Origin of the sequence: Superficieibacter sp. BNK-5, from assembly GCF_047456055.1 — a bacterium.
Classification (GTDB): Bacteria; Pseudomonadota; Gammaproteobacteria; order Enterobacterales; family Enterobacteriaceae; genus Superficieibacter.
On the sequence record NZ_CP179893.1, the window covers coordinates 755,231 to 776,436 of the forward strand.

General features: G+C 56.9%; 21 protein-coding genes. 3 read left to right on the plus strand and 18 right to left on the minus strand.

Going from position 1 to position 21,206, the window contains the following annotated elements; translation table 11 throughout:
• Positions 1 to 101: 101 nt before the first annotated feature.
• From bsmA to ACMGGS_RS03685, 3 genes are all read left to right on the plus strand, one after another.
• Entirely contained in the window at positions 102 to 413 is a 312-nt protein-coding gene (bsmA, locus tag ACMGGS_RS03675) for a biofilm peroxide resistance protein BsmA (RefSeq protein ID WP_176919269.1), read from the plus strand.
• 145 nt (positions 414 to 558) lie between these two features.
• Positions 559 to 822, plus strand: coding sequence for a DUF1471 family protease activator YjfN (gene yjfN / locus ACMGGS_RS03680; RefSeq protein ID WP_414165082.1), 264 nt, complete (start codon positions 559 to 561; stop codon positions 820 to 822).
• Between the two features lie 49 nt (positions 823 to 871).
• The gene (locus ACMGGS_RS03685; RefSeq protein WP_414165083.1) at positions 872 to 1,594 is read left to right on the plus strand and encodes a GH25 family lysozyme; all 723 of its coding nucleotides are present in this window, start codon (positions 872 to 874) and stop codon (positions 1,592 to 1,594) included.
• Here ACMGGS_RS03685 and ACMGGS_RS03690 read toward each other — a convergent pair.
• From ACMGGS_RS03690 to hflC, 18 genes are all read right to left on the minus strand, one after another.
• The gene (locus ACMGGS_RS03690; protein ID WP_414165084.1) at positions 1,591 to 3,213 is read right to left on the minus strand and encodes an isovaleryl-CoA dehydrogenase; all 1,623 of its coding nucleotides are present in this window, start codon (positions 3,211 to 3,213) and stop codon (positions 1,591 to 1,593) included. The genes ACMGGS_RS03685 and ACMGGS_RS03690 overlap by 4 nt on opposite strands.
• A gap of 282 nt (positions 3,214 to 3,495) precedes the next feature.
• The gene (gene rlmB, locus ACMGGS_RS03695; protein ID WP_414165085.1) at positions 3,496 to 4,227 is read right to left on the minus strand and encodes a 23S rRNA (guanosine(2251)-2'-O)-methyltransferase RlmB; all 732 of its coding nucleotides are present in this window, start codon (positions 4,225 to 4,227) and stop codon (positions 3,496 to 3,498) included.
• Between the two features lie 95 nt (positions 4,228 to 4,322).
• Positions 4,323 to 5,123 (minus strand): ABC transporter ATP-binding protein, encoded by an 801-nt coding sequence (locus ACMGGS_RS03700; RefSeq protein WP_414165086.1) that lies wholly within the window; start codon positions 5,121 to 5,123, stop codon positions 4,323 to 4,325.
• Positions 5,120 to 6,112 carry an ABC transporter ATP-binding protein gene (locus ACMGGS_RS03705; RefSeq protein WP_414165087.1) on the minus strand — a complete coding sequence of 331 codons (993 nt, stop codon included), beginning with the start codon at positions 6,110 to 6,112 and terminating at the stop codon, positions 5,120 to 5,122. Before ACMGGS_RS03705 ends, ACMGGS_RS03700 begins: the two co-directional genes overlap by 4 nt.
• Positions 6,105 to 6,962, minus strand: a complete 858-nt coding sequence (locus tag ACMGGS_RS03710) for an ABC transporter permease (protein ID WP_414165088.1) — start codon at positions 6,960 to 6,962, stop codon at positions 6,105 to 6,107. Before ACMGGS_RS03710 ends, ACMGGS_RS03705 begins: the two co-directional genes overlap by 8 nt.
• A complete protein-coding gene (locus ACMGGS_RS03715; protein ID WP_414165089.1) occupies positions 6,962 to 7,918 on the minus strand; it encodes an ABC transporter permease in 957 nt (318 codons plus the stop codon). The genes ACMGGS_RS03710 and ACMGGS_RS03715 overlap by 1 nt, the downstream gene beginning before the upstream one ends.
• A gap of 12 nt (positions 7,919 to 7,930) precedes the next feature.
• Positions 7,931 to 9,493: an ABC transporter substrate-binding protein gene (locus ACMGGS_RS03720; RefSeq protein ID WP_414165090.1), complete on the minus strand. Its 1,563-nt coding sequence runs from the start codon at positions 9,491 to 9,493 to the stop codon at positions 7,931 to 7,933.
• A gap of 23 nt (positions 9,494 to 9,516) precedes the next feature.
• Entirely contained in the window at positions 9,517 to 10,734 is a 1,218-nt protein-coding gene (locus ACMGGS_RS03725; RefSeq protein WP_414165091.1) for a M20 family metallopeptidase, read from the minus strand.
• 35 nt (positions 10,735 to 10,769) lie between these two features.
• Positions 10,770 to 11,549 carry an ABC transporter ATP-binding protein gene (locus tag ACMGGS_RS03730; protein WP_414165092.1) on the minus strand — a complete coding sequence of 260 codons (780 nt, stop codon included), beginning with the start codon at positions 11,547 to 11,549 and terminating at the stop codon, positions 10,770 to 10,772.
• Positions 11,549 to 12,319, minus strand: coding sequence for an ABC transporter permease (locus ACMGGS_RS03735; protein ID WP_103678521.1), 771 nt, complete (start codon positions 12,317 to 12,319; stop codon positions 11,549 to 11,551). Before ACMGGS_RS03735 ends, ACMGGS_RS03730 begins: the two co-directional genes overlap by 1 nt.
• Complete coding sequence (locus ACMGGS_RS03740; protein ID WP_414165093.1) at positions 12,316 to 13,317, minus strand: glycine betaine ABC transporter substrate-binding protein; 1,002 nt, start codon at positions 13,315 to 13,317, stop codon at positions 12,316 to 12,318. The genes ACMGGS_RS03735 and ACMGGS_RS03740 overlap by 4 nt, the downstream gene beginning before the upstream one ends.
• 25 nt (positions 13,318 to 13,342) lie before the next feature.
• Complete coding sequence (locus tag ACMGGS_RS03745) at positions 13,343 to 14,068, minus strand: aspartate/glutamate racemase family protein (protein WP_414165094.1); 726 nt, start codon at positions 14,066 to 14,068, stop codon at positions 13,343 to 13,345.
• Complete coding sequence (locus ACMGGS_RS03750) at positions 14,065 to 15,066, minus strand: D-cysteine desulfhydrase (RefSeq protein WP_414165095.1); 1,002 nt, start codon at positions 15,064 to 15,066, stop codon at positions 14,065 to 14,067. The genes ACMGGS_RS03745 and ACMGGS_RS03750 overlap by 4 nt, the downstream gene beginning before the upstream one ends.
• 372 nt (positions 15,067 to 15,438) lie before the next feature.
• Complete coding sequence (gene rnr / locus ACMGGS_RS03755) at positions 15,439 to 17,895, minus strand: ribonuclease R (RefSeq protein ID WP_414165096.1); 2,457 nt, start codon at positions 17,893 to 17,895, stop codon at positions 15,439 to 15,441.
• A 38-nt stretch (positions 17,896 to 17,933) separates the two neighbouring features.
• Positions 17,934 to 18,359, minus strand: a complete 426-nt coding sequence (gene nsrR / locus ACMGGS_RS03760) for a nitric oxide-sensing transcriptional repressor NsrR (protein ID WP_414165097.1) — start codon at positions 18,357 to 18,359, stop codon at positions 17,934 to 17,936.
• Between the two features lie 166 nt (positions 18,360 to 18,525).
• On the minus strand, positions 18,526 to 19,824 hold the full coding sequence (purA, locus tag ACMGGS_RS03765; RefSeq protein ID WP_176919252.1) for an adenylosuccinate synthase: 1,299 nt from the start codon (positions 19,822 to 19,824) through the stop codon (positions 18,526 to 18,528).
• A gap of 100 nt (positions 19,825 to 19,924) precedes the next feature.
• Positions 19,925 to 20,122, minus strand: coding sequence for a DUF2065 domain-containing protein (locus ACMGGS_RS03770; protein ID WP_176919251.1), 198 nt, complete (start codon positions 20,120 to 20,122; stop codon positions 19,925 to 19,927).
• A gap of 78 nt (positions 20,123 to 20,200) precedes the next feature.
• The gene (hflC, locus tag ACMGGS_RS03775; protein WP_176919249.1) at positions 20,201 to 21,205 is read right to left on the minus strand and encodes a protease modulator HflC; all 1,005 of its coding nucleotides are present in this window, start codon (positions 21,203 to 21,205) and stop codon (positions 20,201 to 20,203) included.
• Position 21,206: the final 1 nt, after the last annotated feature.

The window sequence follows — 21,206 nt, forward strand, 5'->3', positions numbered from 1 at the left end:
ACTATTTTCATTCGAAAATAGCGGCAGGGGTAACAAATTGGGAACATTCCCCTAAATGCAAGGGCAATTCCCACTACACTAGGGCTATCAGGAGACGAGTTATGAAAATTATGCGTCGTATTGCTCCGTTAATACTGATTACGTTGTTGAGCGGTTGTAGCGTGCTGGAAGGAACTCCTAAAGCGCCGCCACCAGTGACCGATTCTCCTCAGGAGATCCAGCGTAACCAGACTCAGGGATTGCAGCGGATGGGTACGGTTAGCGTAATGATTTATGGTTCGCCAATGGATGCAGAAGATGCGATAAGAGCTAAAGCGGTTGCCGCCAAAGCGGATTACTACGTGATTATTATGGTCGATGACACTATCTTCCCGGCACAGTGGTATTCGCAGGCAATTCTTTATCGTAAATAAGAGGTTATGACTCTTTATTGATATTTACACTGCTTTGCGTCCATTCACGAATTCCTGTGCAAAATGATGTTCACACTGGATAACAGGATTAACACCCGCGACGGAGCGCCTCGCTAAACGTTGGGGTAGTGAAAAGGAGCGAAGAATGAAAAGAACGTTTGCTTTGCCCTCATTAAGATTTGCGGGCGCATCGGCGCAGTCGGCTGAATTTGCCAGCGCGGATTGCGTTACCGGCCTCAACGAAATTGGCCTGATTTCGGTCAATAATATTACCGGCAACCCGCAGGATGTCGAACGCGTGGTCGCGCGTAAAGCAGACGAGCAGGGCGCATCATGGTATCGCATTGTCCAGATGTATGAAGAGCAGAATCCGGACAACTGGCGCGTGCAGGCGATTCTTTACGCCTGAGGAATGACAGGGTATAAAAAGCAAAATAACACCATGGATGTGAGAGTTTATGAACCGCTATGGACGCGGGCTGGCAGCGCTTTTATTGTTTATCGCCTGCGGATGGCTTATCAAAACGGCTTTCTACCAAGGCTGGCTGCGTTTTAATTATCCCTCTCGCCAGCAGTGGCCCATTCAGGGCATTGATGTTTCGCATCATCAGAACCTTATTGACTGGGCACAAATAAATCCGCGTGAGGTTCAGTTTGTTTTTATTAAAGCGACTGAAGGCAGCTCGTTTCGCGATCCCGCCTTTCAACAGAACTGGCAAAATGCCCGCGCCAGCGGTCTGGTAACCGGCGCTTATCACTTTTTCTCCCTCTGTACCTCCGGCGAACAGCAGGCGCAAAATTTTATTGCCACGGTTCCTGTCGTTAAAAATGCGCTGCCGCCCGTGATCGACCTTGAATATGGCGCAAACTGCATCCCACAAAATCACGAGCAGGTCACCGCCGCGCTACGCGTCATGACCGCTAAACTGGAGCAGGTCTATCAGCAGAAAGCGATCCTCTACGCGACGCGCGAATTTTACGACAACTATTTGCAGCAGGATTTCCTGGCGCATCCGCTATGGATCCGTGATATCTGGCGACAGCCGACGTTGCCTTACGACCGGCAATGGACCTTCTGGCAGTATGCTAATCGCGGCCATGTTCAGGGCATTAATACCGTTGTCGATCTGAACGTGTTTCAGGGCAGCCAGGCGCAATTCGATGCCCTGTTCCGGCGTTAAATCGTGCCGCCCGTCGCCCGTAGCAGCACGTCGTCCTGCACCTGTTCGCTAAGCAGGGCGCTACCGCGGGTATCCAGCATCATCTGGCACCATGCCTGCGCTAACGGCGGCGAGGCATGTTGCAGAAGCTGCGCTCCTGTCGCCAGTAAAGATAACTGCTGCGTGATTTCTCGCCCCTGCGACTCCAGCGGCCTGCGTAACCGCTGCTGAAGCTGCCGCCAGGCGCGGTCGAAATGCCGGTCCTGGCCTTTTACCGCCGCGTACTCCTCATCCAGTAGATCCGTCGCGCCCGGCTGTTTTGCCAGCACGCGCAGGACGTCCAGGCACATAATATTCCCGGAACCTTCCCAGATACTGTTAACCGGCATTTCGCGGTAGAGCCGGGGTAATTCGCTCTCCTCGCAGTAGCCGACGCCGCCCAGCACTTCCATCGCCTCCGCGACAAACGGGATCCCCGCTTTACAGATTGTAAACTTGGCCGCCGGCGTAAACAGCCGCGCCCACAGCGTTTCTTCTGCGCTATGTCGATGGTCCCAGGCGCGCGCCAGACGAAACATCAGCGCGGTCTGGCCTTCAAGCTGTAGTGCCATCCGGCTCAGTACCTGACGCATGATTGGCTGGTCGATCAGGCTCTTACCAAATGCCTGTCGCTGATGCGCGTGATACAGCGCTATCGAGAGCGCGCGTCGCATCATGCCGTGGCTTGCCAGCGCGCAGTCAAAGCGGGTCAGGCCACCCATTTTGAGGATCTGCCGCACGCCCTCGCCCTCTTCACCAATCAACCAGCCCGCAGCGTCCAGAAACTCCGCTTCGCTACTGGCATTCGAGCGGTTGCCGAGTTTGTCTTTCAGGCGCTCAAGGCGGATGGCGTTACGCTGGCCGTCCGGCAGAAAACGCGGGACAAAAAAGCAGGAAAGGCCGCCTTTCGCCTGCGCCAGTACCAGATGCGCATCGCTTTGCGGCACCGAGAAAAACCATTTATGCCCCACCAGCCGCCAGGAGCCATCATCCAGCGGCTCAGCGCGCGTGGTATTGCTGAGCACATCGGAACCGCCCTGCTTTTCGGTCATGCCCATGCCGATTAGCAGCCCGCGCTTCTGGCTGCCTGGCAGCACGTGCGGATCGTAGCGATCGCTGAGCAGCGGCGATAACCACTCTTTAAAGAGCGGTGGCAGGGTGTGTTGTAATAGCGGCGTGGCGGCGAAGGTCATGGTAACAGGGCACAGCGTCCCCGCTTCCACCTGCGCATGCAGCATAAAGCGCGCTGACCGCGCCACGAACGATCCGCTGCGCGCCTCCGGCTGCCATGGCAAATTGTGCGTCCGATTGGCGCACAGTCCCTGCATCAGGATGTGCCACGCCGGATGAAAACGCACGTCATCCAGCCGCGCACCGGTCTGATCATAGCGCAATAGCTCCGGCGGGTTATGGTTCGCCAGACGTCCAAGCTCCAGCGATTCAGCAGTACCGAGCTGCTGACCAAGGCTGGCAAGAAGGTCGCTGTCCCATCCCGCTCCCTCGCGCACCACGGCTTCACGGAGCGCCGCATCGGAAAGGAATAAATTGCTGTTATTAAGGGGAAGTGGTTGATTAAAAACGGTATGCGTTTGCCAGGACATGGCATCCTCCTCCTTCAGGCATGATGGAGATAATTATGGACAGTCGGGAAGGACAGGCGTGGGAGAAAGGTCACAGAAAAAGGATGACAGTGTGGTTGGCGGTTGCGCTGCGCGGGAGCGTCATACGTGTAAACCTGCCGGGTGGCGGCTGCGCCTTACCCGGCCTACGGGCGAAAGATTTGTGCGTGTAAATCGGCGTACGTAGGTTGGACGAGGAGACCGATCGTAGGCCCGGTAAGCGCAGCGCCACCGGGCAGGTTACCGCCCGCCAGCGCCCTGCTATTAACCGCGCTGACGCACCGCTTCAAACAGGCAAATCCCGGTTGCAACCGATACGTTGAGCGATGAAACGCTGCCCGCCATTGGGATGCTGATTAACTCATCGCAATGCTCGCGGGTCAAACGGCGCATACCTTCGCCTTCCGCGCCCATCACCAGCGCCATCGGGCCGGTCATTTTACTTTGATAAAGCGTATGGTCCGCTTCGCCCGCAGTGCCGACGATCCAGATATTCTCTTCCTGCAACAAACGCATGGTGCGCGCCAGGTTAGTCACGCGGATCAACGGCACGTTCTCCGCCGCACCGCAGGCCACTTTTTTCGCCGTAGCATTAAGCTGGGCCGAGCGATCGCGCGGAACGATCACCGCGTGCACCCCCGCCGCATCGGCGCTGCGCAGGCAGGCTCCGAGATTGTGCGGATCGGTAACGCCATCGAGGATCAAAAAGAAAGGCTGTTCAAGCGAGGCGATCAGATCCGGCAGATCGTTCTCCTGATACTGACGGCCCGGCTTCACGCGCGCAATGATCCCCTGATGCACCGCACCTTCGCTTTTCTCATCCAGATACTGACGGTTCGCCAGTTGGATCACTACGCCCTGGGCTTCCAGCGCGTGAATAAGCGGCAGCAGACGTTTATCTTCACGTCCTTTCAGAATAAAAACGTCCTGAAAACGCTCCGGTGCGCGCTCCAGCAGTGCCTGCACCGCGTGGATGCCGTAAATCATTTCACTCATCAAAGGTACTCATTTTAGGCGGGTTGCGCCGGGTTATCGGGTGATTACTCGCCCATTATAACCGACATCGCCCGCAGGTCGACTCCCTGCGGACGTTAACCATTGACGGCGAGGCGGGCGGCATCCATTCCCGGCGGATGCGCGGGCAGGATCGCATTGAGCAAATAACGAGTATAGGGATGGGTGGAACGGGCGAAAATCTGCTCACTGTCGCCCTGCTCGACGATTTTACCGCGATGCATAACGCCAACGCGATCGGCGATGTGGCGCACCACGTTCAGATCGTGAGAAATAAACAGGTAGGCCAGGCCGTACTCCCGCTGCAACGCCATCAGTAAGTTGAGGATCTGCGATTGTATTGATACATCAAGCGCGGAGACCGGTTCGTCACAAACAATAAGCTTCGGCTTGAGGATCAGCGCCCGTGCAATCCCGATACGCTGACGCTGACCGCCGGAGAATTCATGCGGATAGCGCCGGGCATCCTCCGCATTCAGCCCGACCTGCGTCAACATTTCCGCCACCGCCCGCTGACGGTTTTTAATACCGTGGATAATTAGCGGCTCCTCCAGGCTGTAGCCGACGGTCCGTTTAGGATCGAGCGAGGAAAGCGGGTCCTGAAAAATCATCTGCATATCTTTGCGCACGCTGCGCCATTGCGCGGCGCGCTGTGAGAGCAGCGAGACGCCCTCAAATATCACCTCACCGCCGGAAGCAGGCGTCAGGCCAAGCAGCAGCCGTCCGGTCGTGCTTTTCCCGCTGCCGGACTCGCCCACCAGCGCCCAGGTCTCCCCCGGCTGGAGGCTAAAGCTGACGTCATCTACCGCCAGCATCTTCTGTCCACGGCGCTGAAAGGTTTTTGACAGATTGCGCACGGTTAATAGCGGTGTATTCATGACAGTAATGCTCCGGTTTCATCGGCCCGCCAGCAGCGTACCTGATGAGCGGGGGTATCGAATGGCCGTAACGCCGGTCCCTGCCCCCGGCAACGCGGCTGCGCCAGCGGACAGCGGTCGGCAAAGGCGCAGCCTGACGGCGGCTTATGCAGCGAGGGCACCTGGCCGGGGATTTCCCGCAGCGCGGTTTTCGGCTGGCTGTCCGCCGAAGGACGCGCGGCGAGCAGCGCACGGGTATAAGGGTGACGCGGATTAGCAAACAGCGTCAGCACATCGGTTTCCTCAACCACTTCTCCGGCATACAGCACCACGACACGCTGACATAGCCGGGCAACAACGCTGAGATCGTGGGTGATAAAGACGATCCCCATCCCGGTTTGCCGTTTGATCTCATCCAGCAGATCGAGAATTTGCGCCTGGATCGTCGCATCCAGCGCCGTCGTTGGTTCATCGGCGATCAATAACGCGGGCGAGCTGGCGATCGCTATGGCGATCATCACCCGCTGGCGCATCCCGCCGGAAAGCTCATGCGGCCAGGCGCTGGCGCAGCGTTCAGGATCGTTTATGCCGACCTGCTGTAACAGGGCGAGGATCTTCTCCCGTCGCTCTGCGCGATTCAGCGCGGTATGCAGCCGCAGGCTTTCATCGATCTGAAAACCAATGGTCAGCACCGGATTCAGGCTGGAGAGCGGATCCTGAAAGATCATCGCCATCTCCTGCCCGCTCAGTCGTCTGCGTGCTTTTAATGACAGTGAATGCAGCGGTCGCCCCGCCAGGGTAATCGCGCCATCGACACGACTGGTACGCGGCGACAGCAGCCCCATCAGCGCCTGCGCGGTGACGCTTTTGCCGCAGCCGGATTCGCCGATAATACCCAGCGTTTCATGGGCGTTCACCTGAAACGAGACCCCGCGTACCGGGGCGACTACGCCGCGCCGGGTGGCGAAATTAACCCGTAGATTGTCAACCTGGAGCAGCGTCTCAGCCATGCTGATCTCCTCGTTTTAAGCGGCGCAGTATGCGGCGCGGCAATGGTTTCAGTCCCGGATCGGCGCTGTCGCGCAGATCGTCGCCGATGATATTCAGCGCCAGGATTAGTAACACAATGGCGATGCCAGGGAAGAAGGTCATCCACCACGCGGTGAAAATAACCGCTTTTCCTTCCAGCAACAGATTGCCCAGACTCGGCATCGGCGCAGGCACGCCGGAGCCGAGGAAGCTTAGCGCCGCCTCGGTAAGTATTGCCACCGAGAACACCCAGCTCACCTGGACGATAAACGGTGAAATGACATTCGGCAGCAGGTGAAGCCAGATAATGCGCGAAGCCGATGCGCCCTGCGCCCGCAGTGCCTCGATAAAATTTTTCTCTTTGATCACCATTGCCGCGCCGCGGATCACCCTGGCGATGCAGGGCACATAGACCAGCGACAACGCCAGCACCACGTTGGAGATTTTCGGCCCCAGCACGCCGACGATGGCGATCGCCAGCAGCAGTGAAGGAAAGGCAAACAATCCGTCACACACCCGCATTAAAATGCGATCGACCGGACGATACCAGGCGCAGAGCAGGCCAATAGCCATGCCGATCACGCCGGAAATAACTGCCACCGCCGCGCCCACGGAGAGCGAGACCCGCACCGCCAGCGCCACGCGCACAAAGAGGTCGCGACCAAAATTATCGGTGCCGAACCAGTGGGTAGCATCCGGCGGCTTCAGACGGCTCAGCGGATCGATATCGTAGGGGTCCCATGAGCTTATCGCGCTGGCAAAAAACGACAGGATAACAATTGCCGCCAGCAGGATCGGCCAGATCCACAGCGTATGATTACGTGAGGACATCACTGTTGCTCCCCCTCAACAGACAGGCGTGGATCGGCGAAATAACTCAGCAGATCCACCGCCAGATTGATCAGCACATAACAGACGGTGATCATCAGCACTACCCCCTGAATCACGGTGACGTCGCGCCGTTCGATCGAATCGACAATCAGCGATCCGACGCCGGGAATGCCAAACACGCTTTCGATGACGATAGTGCCAGTGACCAGCCCGGCGAACGACTCACCGCAGATAGTTAAAATCGGGATCAGCGCATTCTTCAGCGTATGGCGCAACAGCACCAGCCGTTCAGGGACGCCTTTCGCACGGGCGGTATTAATAAAGTTTTCCTGCAATACATCCAGCATCACCGCCCGCGTCATACGGGCGATCAGCGCGGCGATGCGAAAACCCAGCGCGATGGCTGGCAGGGTGAGATACCAGAGGTTCAGCAACAGATCGTCATTGGTGGAGCGATAGCCAACCACCGGAAACCAGCGCAGCCGTACCGCGAAGCCAAAAATCAAAAATAGCCCCAGCAGGAAGCCCGGCACCGACATGCCGAGCGTCGCCAGCGCGCGAATGACTCTGTCCGTTAATCTGCCGTGCTGCCAGGCGCTGACCACGCCGCCCGTCAGCCCTAAAGTGAGCGCGATAAGCTGTGCGTAAAGCGCCAGTGCCAGCGTCGGCGTGAGATGCTGCAAAAATAATCCCATCACGCTGGTATCCAGAAACAGCGAGTGGCCAAGGTCGCCCCGCAGCACCGCGCTGAACCAGTGAAGAAACTGCACCATGATGGGTTTATCCAGCCCCATCTGCTGACGCAGCGCGGCAATATCGCCGGGGCTGGCATCGTTGCCGAGGATCACCATGACCGGATCGCCCGGTGCCAGATGCACCAGGCAAAACACGACTACCGAGACCACAAACAGCACCGGCAGCAGCGCCAGCAGACGGTGAAAAAGGAACCCTTTCATCGTGTGCTCCGGTCAGGGCTTGCTGACGCTAACGTTCCACAGTACCGGACCAATCAAATCCTGATACCCCTTCACGTTGTTTTTGATCGCCACCGCGTCCGGAGAGGTGCGTCCCAGCACTATCACCGGCAGATACTGCCAGAGCTGGACGTTAAGCTGATCCACCAGACCTTTCGCCTCTTTCAGCGACGGCGCTTGTTTGATGGCGTCCAGCGTGGCATCGATTTCCGGACTGTTGCTCAGGCCGGGGAATTTCGCGCGCGAGTCGAGGAACGGATACTGATGCAGCACCTGACGCATGGAGAATTCCAGCGCGCAGAGATCGAAGTTTTTCGGGTCCTGCCGGCGTTGCAGCACGGTCGGCCAGTCATACACGTCGAGACGCGATTTCACGCCGATCTGCTTCAACACTTGCTGGGCGACAATCGCCAGGTTATACAGTTCGGCATACTCTTTAGTGGCGATGATCACCACCTCTTCGCCTTTATAGCCGGACGCCTGCACCAGCTTGCGCGCCTCGTCCAGCTTGTGCTGATTCCAGTACGGCTTGCCCGCTTCGCTATACCAGTCCACCTGATCCGGGAAGCCCAGCGACGGATCTTCTTTGAAGAAGCGCGGATCGCTGTAGCCCGCCAGCAGCGTCTGATGCACATCCAGCGCGAGGTTAAACGCCTGACGCAGTTTAACGTTGGCGAATGGCCCCTGATGTTTATTGAACAGATAGGTGATCAGCGATCCGCCACTCTGCGGCTGGAAGAGCGAAATATCCGGCGCGCTTTGCAGCGTTTCGATATTGTCTTTCGGCAACTGAAAAACGAGATCGTATTCGCCGGTCATCGCCCCCGCCAGACGGGTAGATTCGTCGGTGATATAGCGGAACCAGATATCCTTAACATCTGCCTTTTTCTGCCCGGCAAGGCCGCTCGCCGGTTCGCTGCGCGAGACATACTGGTCAAAGCGGGTCAGGTGCAGGTAATCGCCCTGCTTAAACTCCGCCAGCTTATAAGGGCCGGTGCCAATCAGTTCAGTCACCGGTTTTTTACTGCTATTCGCCGCGTCGATAATGCGTTTTGGCATAATCGCAGCGATGTTTTTCACATCCGCCAGCACGTTCAGCGTGATTAACGAGGGCGCGGGCAGCGTCAGGCTCACCGTTTTGTCATCCACTTTAACGAACTGTACGCCGGGCAAGTTGGCTTTCCCCTGCGTTGAGGTCGCCAGCCAGCGATTCATGGAAGCCACCACGTCGTCGGCGGTCAATAACTGCCCGTCGTGGAAGTGAATGCCGTCGCGCAGCACGAAGGTATAGGTTTTACGATCGTCACTCAGGGTGTAGCTCTGCACCAGCTCCGGCACCGGTTCAAATTTGGCATTGATGGTGAACAGGGTTTCGAAAATATGCCGATCCACATCCGAGGTCGCATTATTGGTGGTGAGATACGGGTCCAGCGTGCCGGGACGGTTGCCGTAGGCGATATTCAGCGTCGCATTGCGGTCTACATTTGCCGCCTGCGCGGTTTCCCAGGGTAAAACCGCCGCCAGCATCAGCGCGGCGGCAGAAAACAGCATTTTCATTATCATCGTGCTCCGGTCAGAGGTTATGCAGCCCGCGTTGCCGTCTTACGTCCGGCAAATTCGTCTTTCACATCCTGCAATAGCGCAGGCTCGGTCAGCAGACGCAGCCCGGTACGCGCCAGCACCTGCGCACCAGTAATCAGTGCTTCATAACCTTTGGCGGAGTTGGCCGCCTCGCGGAACGCCACGGTATGACCAATCAAATCGTCAGGACCGATTTTGATGTAAGGATGGGCCGTCGGCACCGCATGGCTGATGTCGCCCGCGTCGGTCGATCCCAGCCCCTCTTTCTCCTTCAGATCGACGTGCTCTCCGGCGGCGGTGAACTCGTCCAGTAGCACGGCGTTAAGCGCATGGTTGATACGAAAATCGCGCGGGCCGACCTGATGTTCGATTTTGACCGTGGTGCCGGTCGCCAGCGCAGCACCTTCCGCAATGGCGCGGATACGCGGTTCCAGTTCAATGACCTGCTCGCGGGTGGCGGCACGAATGTAAAAATGTCCTGAGGCATATTCCGGGATCACGTTCGGTGCCTGTCCACCGTTAGTGATAATGCCGTGCACCCGCACGCCGTCTGGAAGTTGCTGGCGCAGCACGCTAATGCCGTTGTACAGCAGCACCAGCGCATCCAGCGCGTTAACCCCTTTGTGCGGCGAACTGCCCGCGTGTGAGGGCTTGCCGTAGAAATGAAAATAGAGGTGATTGTTGGCAAGCGACGGACCGGTGAGCCGCGTTTTTCCGGACGGATGGACCATCAGCGCCACATCGACATCTTCCAGAAAACCATGCTCAACAAAGCGCGCTTTGACGTTACCGTTGATACCGCCCTTGCCGCGCAGTCCGCCCTCTTCGGCAGGCGTGCCGAGCACCACCACCTTGCCGCCGGTCTGATCCAGCGTCTCACTCAGTGCAATCGCCGCGGCGATACTGGTAACGCCGATGATGTTATGACCACAGGCGTGACCGATGTCGATCAGCGCGTCATACTCCGCCAGAAAGGCGATGGTCGGCCCCGGTTTTGCACTCTCTTTTACCGCATAAAAAGCGGTTTCATGCCCGGCGACGTTGGAGGTGACGGTGAATCCGTGTTTCCTTAATAGCGCCGTTAATACCTCGTTGGCGTAATATTCGTTATTCCCGGTTTCCGGATGCGCATGGATATCTTTCGAAATCGCAATATAGTCGTCGCGGTGTTGATCAATACTCTGGTCCAGACGGGCTTGTAATTCGCTTGTGCTCATTGCTTCCACCTCAGGTATAACAGTTGATTGACGGATTAACTCAGATGACGCTTTGCCTCCTGACGGACGCGGTGCAGAACGTGATGTTTGATCTCGCCGTACTGCGGGTGTTCCGCAAAGGTTTCAATGTCGCGTTCGCGCCCAAACGGCAGGGCAATCTCCTCGACGATTTTGCCCGGACGCGCTGACATGATCAGAATGCGATCGGCGAGGTATAGCGCCTCGTCCACGTCATGCGTGACGAACAGCAGCGTGGTGTCGGTATCAAGCCACGCTTTGTACAGCAGTTCCTGCATCATCAGGCGTGTCTGCGCATCTAACGCGCCGAACGGTTCGTCCAGCAGCAGCACTTCCGGTCCGGGAAGCCAGGCGCGCGCCAGCGCCACCCGCTGTTTCATGCCGCCGGAGAGCTGCCACGGCGCATGGTTTTCAAAGCCTTTCAGTCCCACGCGCGCCAGCCAGTCCCGCGCCAGGGCATTCACTTCATCTTTGTTATAGCGACCCAGCCGCGGGCCGAAGGTGACGTTATCCAGCACCGACAGCCACGGAAACAGGTTCGGCTGCTGGAAAATCATTCCCCGGTTCGGCCCCGGTCGCTGTACCGGCTTCCCTCCGGCCAGCACCTTTCCACTGTCCGGGCGCGTAAACCCGGCGACCAGGTTGAGAATGGTGGATTTCCCGCAGCCTGACGGCCCCAGCAGCACCACAAACTCCCCTTTCGTCAACGTCAGCGAGACGTCCTCCAGCACGTTCAGCGGCTGCGGCTTTGCCGCAAAGGTCAGCGACACCTTTTCCAGCGCGATTTGACTCGTCATCACTCTTTCCCCGCCCAGGGTACAAACAGCCGTTGCAGCCCCAGAAGTAATAAATCCAGCAGATAGCCAATACCGCCGAGCAGCAAAATACCGAGCATGACAATATCGGTACGCAGATAAGAGCTGGCGTTGATCACCATCCAGCCCAGCCCGGAACTGGCGGCGACCATTTCAGCGGCAATCAATGACGTCCAGCCAATACCGATCGACAACCGGACGGTGGTGAACAATTCCGGCAGCGCATCCGGCAGCACCACGCGCAGGAAGATCTGCCGCCGCGTCGCGCCCAGCGTCTGCGCCACACGAATTCGTGAACGACCAATACGTTCTACCGCCGCGCTGGCACCCACCACTACGCTTAAGAAAGTGGCGATGAAGATCAGGAAGAATTTCGACGCTTCGCCGATGCCCAGCCAGACCACCGCCAGCGGGATCAGCGCAATTTTCGGCAGCGGACGCAGGAACTGCACGAAGGGATTGAGGACGGCGGACAGGCCGTCGGACATTCCCATCAGCAGCCCCAGCGGAATACCGATAACAATCGCCACCGCAAAGGCGCTGAGCGCGCGCGCCAGGCTGACGGCAATATGCTCCCATAACGGTACCTGACGATAACCGTCCGCCAGCAGTTCCTCCGCGGTTAAGCCAATATCCGTCAGCGACGGCAGCAGCAGCGGGTCTACCCACTGCCGGGTAGCGGCTATCTGCCAGAGGCTAAAAAAGATTGCTACCGACACCACGCTGATAGCGACATGCTGACCTAATCTCATTTTGCTGCCGCTTCCCGGATGTAACGCGAGTTGATGGCGGTGTCCCAGTTGGCCGGAATATCACGTTTGCGGATCTCACCAATGCCTGCCAGGAAGCTGGAGGTTTTGGTCAGCGCTTTGCCGATCCCGCTCCCGGTGGTCTGCGTACCGTTGCCCAGCCAGGCGGCGGTACCCTGCTCGCTCAGGGTCGGGTATTCCAGCCCACCCAGCGTATTGGCGGCAGTGGTGACCGGCGCGCCCACTTCTTTCGCCACAACGGCTGCCGCACGCTCAGGATCTTTTTTAAACTCGTCCACTTTTTGCTGATGGACGCGCAGGAACGCGCTGACCGTTTCCGGATACTGGTCGGCAAAGGCTTTACGCACCACGTAGTTGTTGTAAATCAGGTAGCCGTCTTTTTGCAGGTCTTTGGTGGCGAAGACCTGATGGCCGCCGGAGGTTTCCAGCTCCTGAGCAAAGGGTGCCCAGACGTAGCCGGCATCGATATCTCCGCGTTTCCATGCTGCAACCATTTCCGCCGGACGCAGCGGCAGCAGGGTAATTTTGCTACGGTCGAGTTTATTGACGCTGATCGCCGCTTCCAGCGCATATTGCGCGGTGGAATTTGGCGGATAAGCCACGCGTTTACCTTCGATATCTTTAATATTATTGATGCCGTCTTTGCCAATTAACCGCTCGTAACTGGCAATCACGCCGGACACCCCAATAATTTCCACCGGCAATTTACGCACAATTCCAGCGGTCGCCGGGCTGGAGCCGAAATTAGCAATATCAATGGCATTACTGGCGAAATAACTTAATGCGTCCGCGCCGGAAGCAAATTGCACCCATTTCACTTTGCTGTTTAGCGCTTTATCCAGCGAGCCGTCCGCTTTTGCCAGCATTAATACCTGCGAGCCACCGCTGTAGGCCACCCGAACTTCCGGCGGCGTTTGTGCAAAGCTGGCGCTGGCCCATAATCCACCCGCTGCAATTAATAAGCAGAGACTTTTTTTCATTTTTTATCCTTTGAGATGTATTCAGTTACGTTAAATAAGTGGTGCGGTAGTCCTGCCATATTTTCGAACATCGCTCTGCCAGTGCCTGAGCGGGATCGAACGTCAGCGGTAAGAACGGCGCGTTTACCGCCCGCAACGCGACGGGTACTTCAGTGCAGGCGAGGATCAGCTTTTCCGCCCCGCGCTCAAACAGTGCTTTCGCCTGATGCAGAAAAGCCGCGCCGCCTTCAGCCAGATCGCCGCGTTTGACCGCATAACAGCCGGGAACAAACCATGTCTCCAGCTCAGCGTCATGAGGCACAATCGGCGTGATGCCGTGCTGCTGCAGGCCGCGCTGAAACCACCCGGCGTCCAGCGTACCTTTGGTAGCAATGATGCCGATTCGCTGCGAGACAGGGCTGGCCTCCACCACGGCGGCGATAGTCGCTTCCACGATATGCAGCAACGGCGCGCGGCTAACGTCACTTAACGCGGAATACCAGTGATGGGCGGTATTGCAGGGGATGACAATATGGGTCGCGCCTGCCTGATTCAGTTTTGCAATCCCGGTCAGTAGCTGCGGTAGCGGCGACGGGCCGCTGCCCGCCAGCGCTTTCTGTCGATCGGCGATTTGCGGCACGTTCCAGACCACCGTCGGGATCTGCTGCTGGTCACTGGCGGCGGGCGTTACGGCCAGCAGCGTAGACAGAAAGTCAACGGTGGCCAGCGGCCCCATGCCGCCCAGCACGCCGAGCAGAAACGGCTGGCTCATCGTTCAAATACCTGGCGATAGCCAAACAGGCCTGCCGAGCCGCCGGTATGGATAAACACCACATTGTCATCTTTGCGGAAATGGCCTTTGCGGATCAGGTCAATCAGGCCCGCCATGCCTTTGCCGGAGTAAACCGGATCGAGCAGGATACCTTCGTGCTGCGCCAGCAGACGCAGCGCTTCCAGCATGCTTTCGGTTGGCAGGCCGTAACCATCGCCAACGTAATCGCTGTTCGCCACCACCGTTTCGCGGGGAAGATCGCCCGGCACGCCCAGCAGTTCGCGGGTGCGCGACGCCAGATTCCAGACGTTCTCTTCCTGCTTCGCTTTCGGCGCACGCACGCTGATGCCGAGTACCGGGATATGGCTATTGGTGGCGGTGAATCCCGCGACCAGCCCGGCCTGTGTGCCGGTACTGCCGGTCGCATGGACCACATGATCGATGCGCAGACGTAGCTGCGAGGATTGATACAACAGTTCTTCAGCACAGGCGGCATAGCCGAGTGCGCCGATGGCGTTGGAGCCGCCGCCGGGAATGACATAGGGGTTATGCCCCTGTTCGCGCAGTTCGGCGGCATATTCTTCCATCGCCTGCTGCATATCGGTGCCGCCCGGCAGGTGAGCGACAATGTCCCCGCCCAGCAAAAGGTCCAGTTGGATGTTGCCGGAGCGCTGATAATCCTCGCCAAAGTCCGTCACGCGTTTTTCCAGCAGCACTTTCGCCTTCAGCCCCAGCGTCGCCGCCCCGGCAATGGTCTGGCGCACGTGGTTAGATTGCGTCGCACCCTGGGTGATAACAATATCGGCTTTTTTTTGCAGCGCATCCGCCAGCAAAAATTCCAGTTTGCGGGTTTTATTACCGCCGGTGGCAAGGCCGGTCGCGTCGTCGCGTTTAATCCATATTTTCGGGCCACCCAATAATTTGCTTAAATTATCAAGAGGCTCTAAAGGTGTCGGGAAATGACCGAGGGAAAGGCGCGGAAATCGGGCCAGATGCATAATAGCTCCTTGTAAATCACATTCTATTTAACGCCCGCACTTTTTCATCGGGTCAACGAATAACATGGGATTCACTATACACATCTGGTTTCAGCGGCTAATCAATAATAAAAAATATCCATTGCCGGAATTGAGATAAGGGCGGAGACGGCGGGAAGCAAGCCATTATTTATGGCGGAATGGAATAGCTTCAATCAAAAAAGAATAATCCGCTTTGCTGGAAGAGAGTGAAGTGGGTGGTAAACCGTCCGTGGTCATCGGGGCGACCGCCGGGTTGGGCCTCCCTCCGGGAACCCAATCCCGCCGTTTCCCCTGTTAGCCTGTATTGCACACGATTTAACCCTCTTCGCTGGAAGAGGGTTATTAAGCAGGTTATTCAGCGATTTTCTTTTTCGCCGCGCGTTTGGCTTTGGTGGCCGCCGCGATTTTTTGCGTCTTCGCCGACGGTTTTTTCGCCTTCTTTACGCCTTTGCTTTCACCCGCTTTTTCCGCTTTAGGTTTGGTTTTACCCTTCCCACTACGGAACGCGCTGTCCGGCTCGAAATTGACTTTCTTGCCAGCCTGGCGACGCTTGCCGGAACTTTTAGCCGGTGCGCCTTTTCTGGCTTTTTCACGTGCGGTTTTGCCTTCATTACGCGGCGCACGTTCGCTGGAAATCAGCGAAAAGTCGATTTTACGTTCGTCCATATTGACCGCTTCGACGCGCACTTCCACGCGGTCGCCGAGACGGTACGTCTGGCCACCGGATTCACCAATCAGGCGCTGCCCGACCTGGTCGAAGCGGTAGTAGTCGTTATCCAGCGAGGAGACGTGTACCAGACCGTCGATGAACAAATCGCTTAAACGGACAAAAAAGCCAAAACCGGTGACGCTGGCAATCACGCCGGGGAAGACGTTGCCTACCTGATCCAGCATAAAGTCGCACTTCAGCCAGTCAGAAACGTCGCGGGTCGCTTCATCGGCGCGGCGCTCGGTCAGGGAACAGTGCTGGCCCAGTTGCAGCATCTCTTCTACGGAGTAGTGATAACCGCCAGTCTCGGTGCTGTTGCCCTCATGGCCCTGCTCTTTCGCCAGCAGATATTTGATGGCACGGTGCAGTGACAAATCCGGATAACGGCGAATTGGCGAAGTGAAGTGAGCATATGACGATAACGCCAGGCCAAAGTGACCACGGTTTTCCGGATCGTAAATCGCCTGTTTCATCGAGCGCAGCAGCATGGTTTGCAGCATTTCTGCATCGGGACGGTCGGCAATTGACGTCAATAGCTCCGCATAATCGCGCGGCTCCGGCTTGTTGCCGCCCGGCAGTTCCAGCCCCAACTCCGCCAGCACAGAACGGAAGGAGGTAATGGCTTCGTTGGTCGGTTTGTCATGGATACGGAACAGCGCAGGCTCTTTGGCTTTCTCAACGAACCGTGCCGCCGAGATGTTCGCCAGGATCATGCACTCTTCAATCAGCTTATGCGCGTCATTGCGCTGCGTCTGCTCGATACGTTCAATACGGCGTTCGGCGTTAAAGATAAACTTCGCTTCTTCGCTTTCAAACGAGATCCCGCCGCGCTCTTCGCGAGCGACATCCAGTACCTTGTAGAGGTTGTGCAACTCTTCGATGTGTTTGACCAGCGGCGCATACTGCTCACGCAGATCCTGGTCACCCTGCAACATATGCCAGACTTTGGTATAAGTCAGGCGTGCGTGAGAACTCATCACCGCTTCGTAGAATTTAAAGCCGGTCAGGCGACCTTTCGAGGAGATGGTCATCTCACAGACCATACACAGGCGGTCAACCTGCGGGTTCAGCGAGCACAGGCCGTTAGAGAGCACTTCCGGCAGCATCGGAACGACCTGCGACGGGAAGTAAACGGAGGTGCCGCGATTACGCGCTTCCTGATCGAGCGGGGTTGGCGGACGCACATAATAGCTCACGTCGGCAATCGCCACCCACAGACGCCAGCCACCGCCGCGTTTTTTCTCGCAGTATACCGCATCGTCAAAGTCGCGGGCGTCTTCGCCATCAATAGTGACCAGCGGCAGGTTGCGCAGATCGACGCGGCCCACTTTGGCCTCTTCCGGCACCTGCTCTTTCAGGTGGGCAATCTGCTCTTCAACGGCCTGCGGCCAGATGTAAGGAATTTCATGCGTGCGCAGCGCCATATCGACCGCCATGCCGGTGCCCATGTTATCGCCGAGGACTTCGACAATTTTACCCACGGCTTTGGTGCGACGGGTCGGGCGCTGGGTCAGTTCGACCACCACCACGAAGCCCATGCGCGCGCCCATCACCTCTTCCGGCGGGATCAGGATATCGAAGCTCAGGCGGCTGTCGTCCGGCACCACAAAGCCGACGCCCGCGTCGGTAAAGTAGCGGCCAACAATCTGGCTGGTTTTCGGCACCAGCACGCGCACAATACGCGCTTCGCGGCGGCCTTTGCGGTCAGCGCCCAGCGGCTGCGCCAGAACCTGATCGCCGTGGATGCAGGTTTTCATCTGCTCGCTGGAGAGGTAGAGATCGTCTTTGCGTCCTTCTACGCGCAGGAAGCCGAAGCCGTCGCGATGACCAATCACCACGCCTTTAAGCAGGTCGAGACGTTCCGGAAGGGCGTAGCACTGACGACGAGTGAAAACCAGTTGTCCATCGCGCTCCATGGCGCGCAGACGGCGACGCAGGGCTTCGGTTTGTTCTTCGCCTTCAATGTTGAGTTCAACCGCCAGCTCTTCGCGGTTGGCCGGTTTTTCACGTTTGGTTAAATGTTCGAGGATAAATTCCCGGCTCGGGATAGGGTTCGCGTATTTTTCTGCTTCGCGGTTCAGGAAAGGATCTTGTGACATAGCGGTTCCTCCGTTGTCAGCGCTGATGGCGATAATCGTTACTCCACCAGTAATAATTTATAAAGCGGTTGATTTTCTTCAACCAAATCGGCCAGCGTGAGGTTATCCAGTTCCTTAAGGAAACTCTGCACGGCCTGTGAAAGCGCCTGCTTCAGACGACAGGCTGGCGTAATGTGGCAAAATGCGCTGCTACAGTTCACCAGCGTCAGCGGCTCCAGTTCACGCACAACATCACCGATACGAATAGTTTCAGCCGGCCTGCCCAACCGGATCCCACCGTTTTTTCCCCGCACGGCGGCGACATAGCCGGCACGACTAAGCTGATTGATTATTTTGACCATATGATTACGGGATACGCCATACACCTCGGTAACCTCGGAGATACTGGTCATTCGTCCGGCCGGCAGCGATGCCATATAGATTAGCGCACGCAATCCGTAATCGGTAAAACTCGTTAACTGCACATCAACCTCAAAACAGGGGAAAAGCGGATATTTATAGCAGTGATGATAAACCAGCCAACCGTCAGGCCGCTAATTTATTTGATCGAGGGGACAAAAAGCAGAAGTTCAGGGCGGGCTTTGCTTATCTGGCCTGCGCGTTTCGTCGCAGGCCAGTCATCAATAATGATTATGCGTCGAACGGATCGCGCAGGATCATGGTCTCGGTACGATCCGGACCAGTAGAGATGATATCAACCGGAACGCCGGTCAGTTCTTCGATACGTTTAATGTAGTCCAGCGCCGTCTGCGGCAGGCCGCTACGCTCTTTCACGCCAAACGTCGACTCAGACCAGCCCGGCAGGGTTTCGTAAATTGGCTCGATACCTTCCCAGTTGTCGGCAGCCAGCGGCGTAACGGTGACTTCGCGGCCATCCGGCATACGATAACCGACGCAGATTTTCACCTCTTTCAGTCCGTCCAGCACGTCCAGCTTGGTCAGGCAGAAGCCGGACAGGGAGTTGATCTGCACCGCACGTTTTACCGCAACCGCATCCAGCCAGCCGGTGCGACGACGACGACCGGTGGTGGCACCGTATTCGTTACCCTGTTTGCACAGGAACTCGCCGGTGTCATCAAACAGCTCGGTCGGGAACGGACCGGCACCCACACGAGTGGAGTACGCTTTAATGATGCCGAGCACGTAATCAACATAACGCGGACCCAGGCCGGAACCGGTCGCCACGCCACCCGCGGTGGTGTTAGACGAGGTCACATACGGATAGGTACCGTGGTCGATATCCAGCAGCGTGCCCTGCGCGCCTTCGAACATGACGAAGTCGCCGCGCTGACGCGCCTGATCCAGCAGATCGGAAACATCAACTACCATCGCGGTGAGGATGTCGGCAATTGCCATCACATCGTCCAGCACTTTCTGGTAGTCAACGGCCTCAACCTTGTAGAAGTTCACCAGTTGGAAGTTGTGATATTCCATCACTTCTTTCAGTTTGTCGGCGAAGGTGGCTTTGTCGAACAGGTCGCCAACGCGCAGACCGCGACGGGCTACTTTATCTTCATAAGCCGGGCCGATGCCGCGACCGGTCGTACCGATGGCTTTCGCGCCGCGCGCTTTTTCACGCGCCACGTCCAGCGCGACGTGATAGTCGAGGATCAGCGGGCAGGCTTCAGAGAGCAACAGACGCTCACGAACCGGGATACCACGGTCTTCCAGTTCTTTCATCTCTTTCATCAGCGCAGCAGGCGACAGCACAACGCCGTTACCGATGATGCTGGTGACGTTATCGCGGAGAATGCCTGATGGAATAAGATGGAGAACGGTTTTTTCACCGTTGATTACGAGAGTATGGCCTGCGTTGTGACCGCCCTGATAGCGCACCACATATTTAGCCCGTTCAGTCAGAAGATCGACGATCTTCCCTTTACCTTCGTCACCCCATTGGGTGCCCAGTACGACGACGTTGTTACCCATTTTAAAATCACCGATTGCTTAAAAATGGATTCTACCACCGCTTTTTAGGTTAATCAGCACTTTTTGCACCCCAAAAACAGCAAATCAGGCCACTTTTTGATCAGCCAATCGTTTTCGTCAACATGTAGTAGATCACAAAGCCAGCAACCACAAGTCCGCCACCGAAACGGCGTAAAATAGTGTCCGGTAGCTGGGTCATGGCGGCGATCATTTTGCGCCAGGCGCGAGGGTAAAGCATTGGACCCAGGCCTTCGAGGACTAAAACCAACGCGAGGGCCAGTAAGATTGTTGAGTTCATTTTTATCCCAATAAAAAGAAAACCACCGCCCTCACTAAGAGAGACGGTGGTTTTTATCGAACCGTCACTAACGCGATATTAACGCGTCGCGTTAGTCGGCGTCTTCATATAACGGAAGAAATCGCTGTCCGGACTCATTACCATCACGTCCTGATTGCTTTCGAAGCTCTTCTCGTAAGCGCGCAGGCTACGGATAAAGGCGTAGAAATCCGGGTCCTGGCTGAACGCATCGGCGAACAGCTTAGCGGCTTCAGCATCACCTTCACCGCGCATAATGCGGCCCTGACGCTCGGCTTCTGCCAGCGTTTTGGTAACTTCGTAATCCGCTGCAGCCTGGATTTTCTCTTTCTCTTCTTCACCCTGTGAACGGTGACGACGCGCGACCGCTTCACGCTCGGCGCGCATACGGTTGTAAATCGCCTCGGAGACTTCAGTCGGCAGGTTGATTTGCTTGATCCGCACATCAACCACTTCAATACCCAGCGCCGCCATACTGTTCGGATTCACCACCGGGACTTTACCGTTGGTTTCCGCCGCAACGCGCTCGGCTGCCTTGGCGATTTCGTTATCTGCGCCCGGCGTGGCCACTTCGTCTTCCGTACCAGCAGAGCCTGAGTTCAGGGCTTCACGGACTTCCAGCGTCAGACGACCACGGGAGTCGGTAACGATGTCTTTCACATCCAGACGACCAATTTCAGAACGCAGACGGTCAGAGAACTTACGTTTCAGCAGCACTTCTGCCTGAGAAACGTCGCCACCACCGGTTGCCAGGTAGTAACGGCTGAAGTCGCTGATACGCCATTTGATATAGGAGTCAACGATCAGGTCTTTTTTCTCTTTTGTTACAAAACGATCGGCCTGGTTATCCATGGTCTGAATTCGGGCATCGAGTGTTTTCACCGATTCGATAAACGGAACCTTAAAGTGCAGGCCCGGTTCGAAAATCAGCGGTTTGTTATCGTCGTCACGCAGTACTTTACCGAAGCGCATGGTGATCCCACGCTCGCCTTCTTTCACCACAAACAATGAGGTATAAAGCACTACCAGCACGATGATGATAATCGCAATAACAGACTTACGCATC

Coding starts and splice junctions, on each gene's coding strand:
- bsmA (WP_176919269.1), top strand. CDS start 102: ATGAAAATTATGCGTCGTATTGCTCCGTTAATACTGATTACGTTGTTG.
- yjfN (WP_414165082.1), top strand. CDS start 559: ATGAAAAGAACGTTTGCTTTGCCCTCATTAAGATTTGCGGGCGCATCG.
- ACMGGS_RS03685 (WP_414165083.1), top strand. CDS start 872: ATGAACCGCTATGGACGCGGGCTGGCAGCGCTTTTATTGTTTATCGCC.
- ACMGGS_RS03690 (WP_414165084.1), bottom strand. CDS start 3,213: ATGTCCTGGCAAACGCATACCGTTTTTAATCAACCACTTCCCCTTAAT.
- rlmB (WP_414165085.1), bottom strand. CDS start 4,227: ATGAGTGAAATGATTTACGGCATCCACGCGGTGCAGGCACTGCTGGAG.
- ACMGGS_RS03700 (WP_414165086.1), bottom strand. CDS start 5,123: ATGAATACACCGCTATTAACCGTGCGCAATCTGTCAAAAACCTTTCAG.
- ACMGGS_RS03705 (WP_414165087.1), bottom strand. CDS start 6,112: ATGGCTGAGACGCTGCTCCAGGTTGACAATCTACGGGTTAATTTCGCC.
- ACMGGS_RS03710 (WP_414165088.1), bottom strand. CDS start 6,962: ATGTCCTCACGTAATCATACGCTGTGGATCTGGCCGATCCTGCTGGCG.
- ACMGGS_RS03715 (WP_414165089.1), bottom strand. CDS start 7,918: ATGAAAGGGTTCCTTTTTCACCGTCTGCTGGCGCTGCTGCCGGTGCTG.
- ACMGGS_RS03720 (WP_414165090.1), bottom strand. CDS start 9,493: ATGAAAATGCTGTTTTCTGCCGCCGCGCTGATGCTGGCGGCGGTTTTA.
- ACMGGS_RS03725 (WP_414165091.1), bottom strand. CDS start 10,734: ATGAGCACAAGCGAATTACAAGCCCGTCTGGACCAGAGTATTGATCAA.
- ACMGGS_RS03730 (WP_414165092.1), bottom strand. CDS start 11,549: ATGACGAGTCAAATCGCGCTGGAAAAGGTGTCGCTGACCTTTGCGGCA.
- ACMGGS_RS03735 (WP_103678521.1), bottom strand. CDS start 12,319: ATGAGATTAGGTCAGCATGTCGCTATCAGCGTGGTGTCGGTAGCAATC.
- ACMGGS_RS03740 (WP_414165093.1), bottom strand. CDS start 13,317: ATGAAAAAAAGTCTCTGCTTATTAATTGCAGCGGGTGGATTATGGGCC.
- ACMGGS_RS03745 (WP_414165094.1), bottom strand. CDS start 14,068: ATGAGCCAGCCGTTTCTGCTCGGCGTGCTGGGCGGCATGGGGCCGCTG.
- ACMGGS_RS03750 (WP_414165095.1), bottom strand. CDS start 15,066: ATGCATCTGGCCCGATTTCCGCGCCTTTCCCTCGGTCATTTCCCGACA.
- rnr (WP_414165096.1), bottom strand. CDS start 17,895: ATGTCACAAGATCCTTTCCTGAACCGCGAAGCAGAAAAATACGCGAAC.
- purA (WP_176919252.1), bottom strand. CDS start 19,824: ATGGGTAACAACGTCGTCGTACTGGGCACCCAATGGGGTGACGAAGGT.
- ACMGGS_RS03770 (WP_176919251.1), bottom strand. CDS start 20,122: ATGAACTCAACAATCTTACTGGCCCTCGCGTTGGTTTTAGTCCTCGAA.
- hflC (WP_176919249.1), bottom strand. CDS start 21,205: ATGCGTAAGTCTGTTATTGCGATTATCATCATCGTGCTGGTAGTGCTT.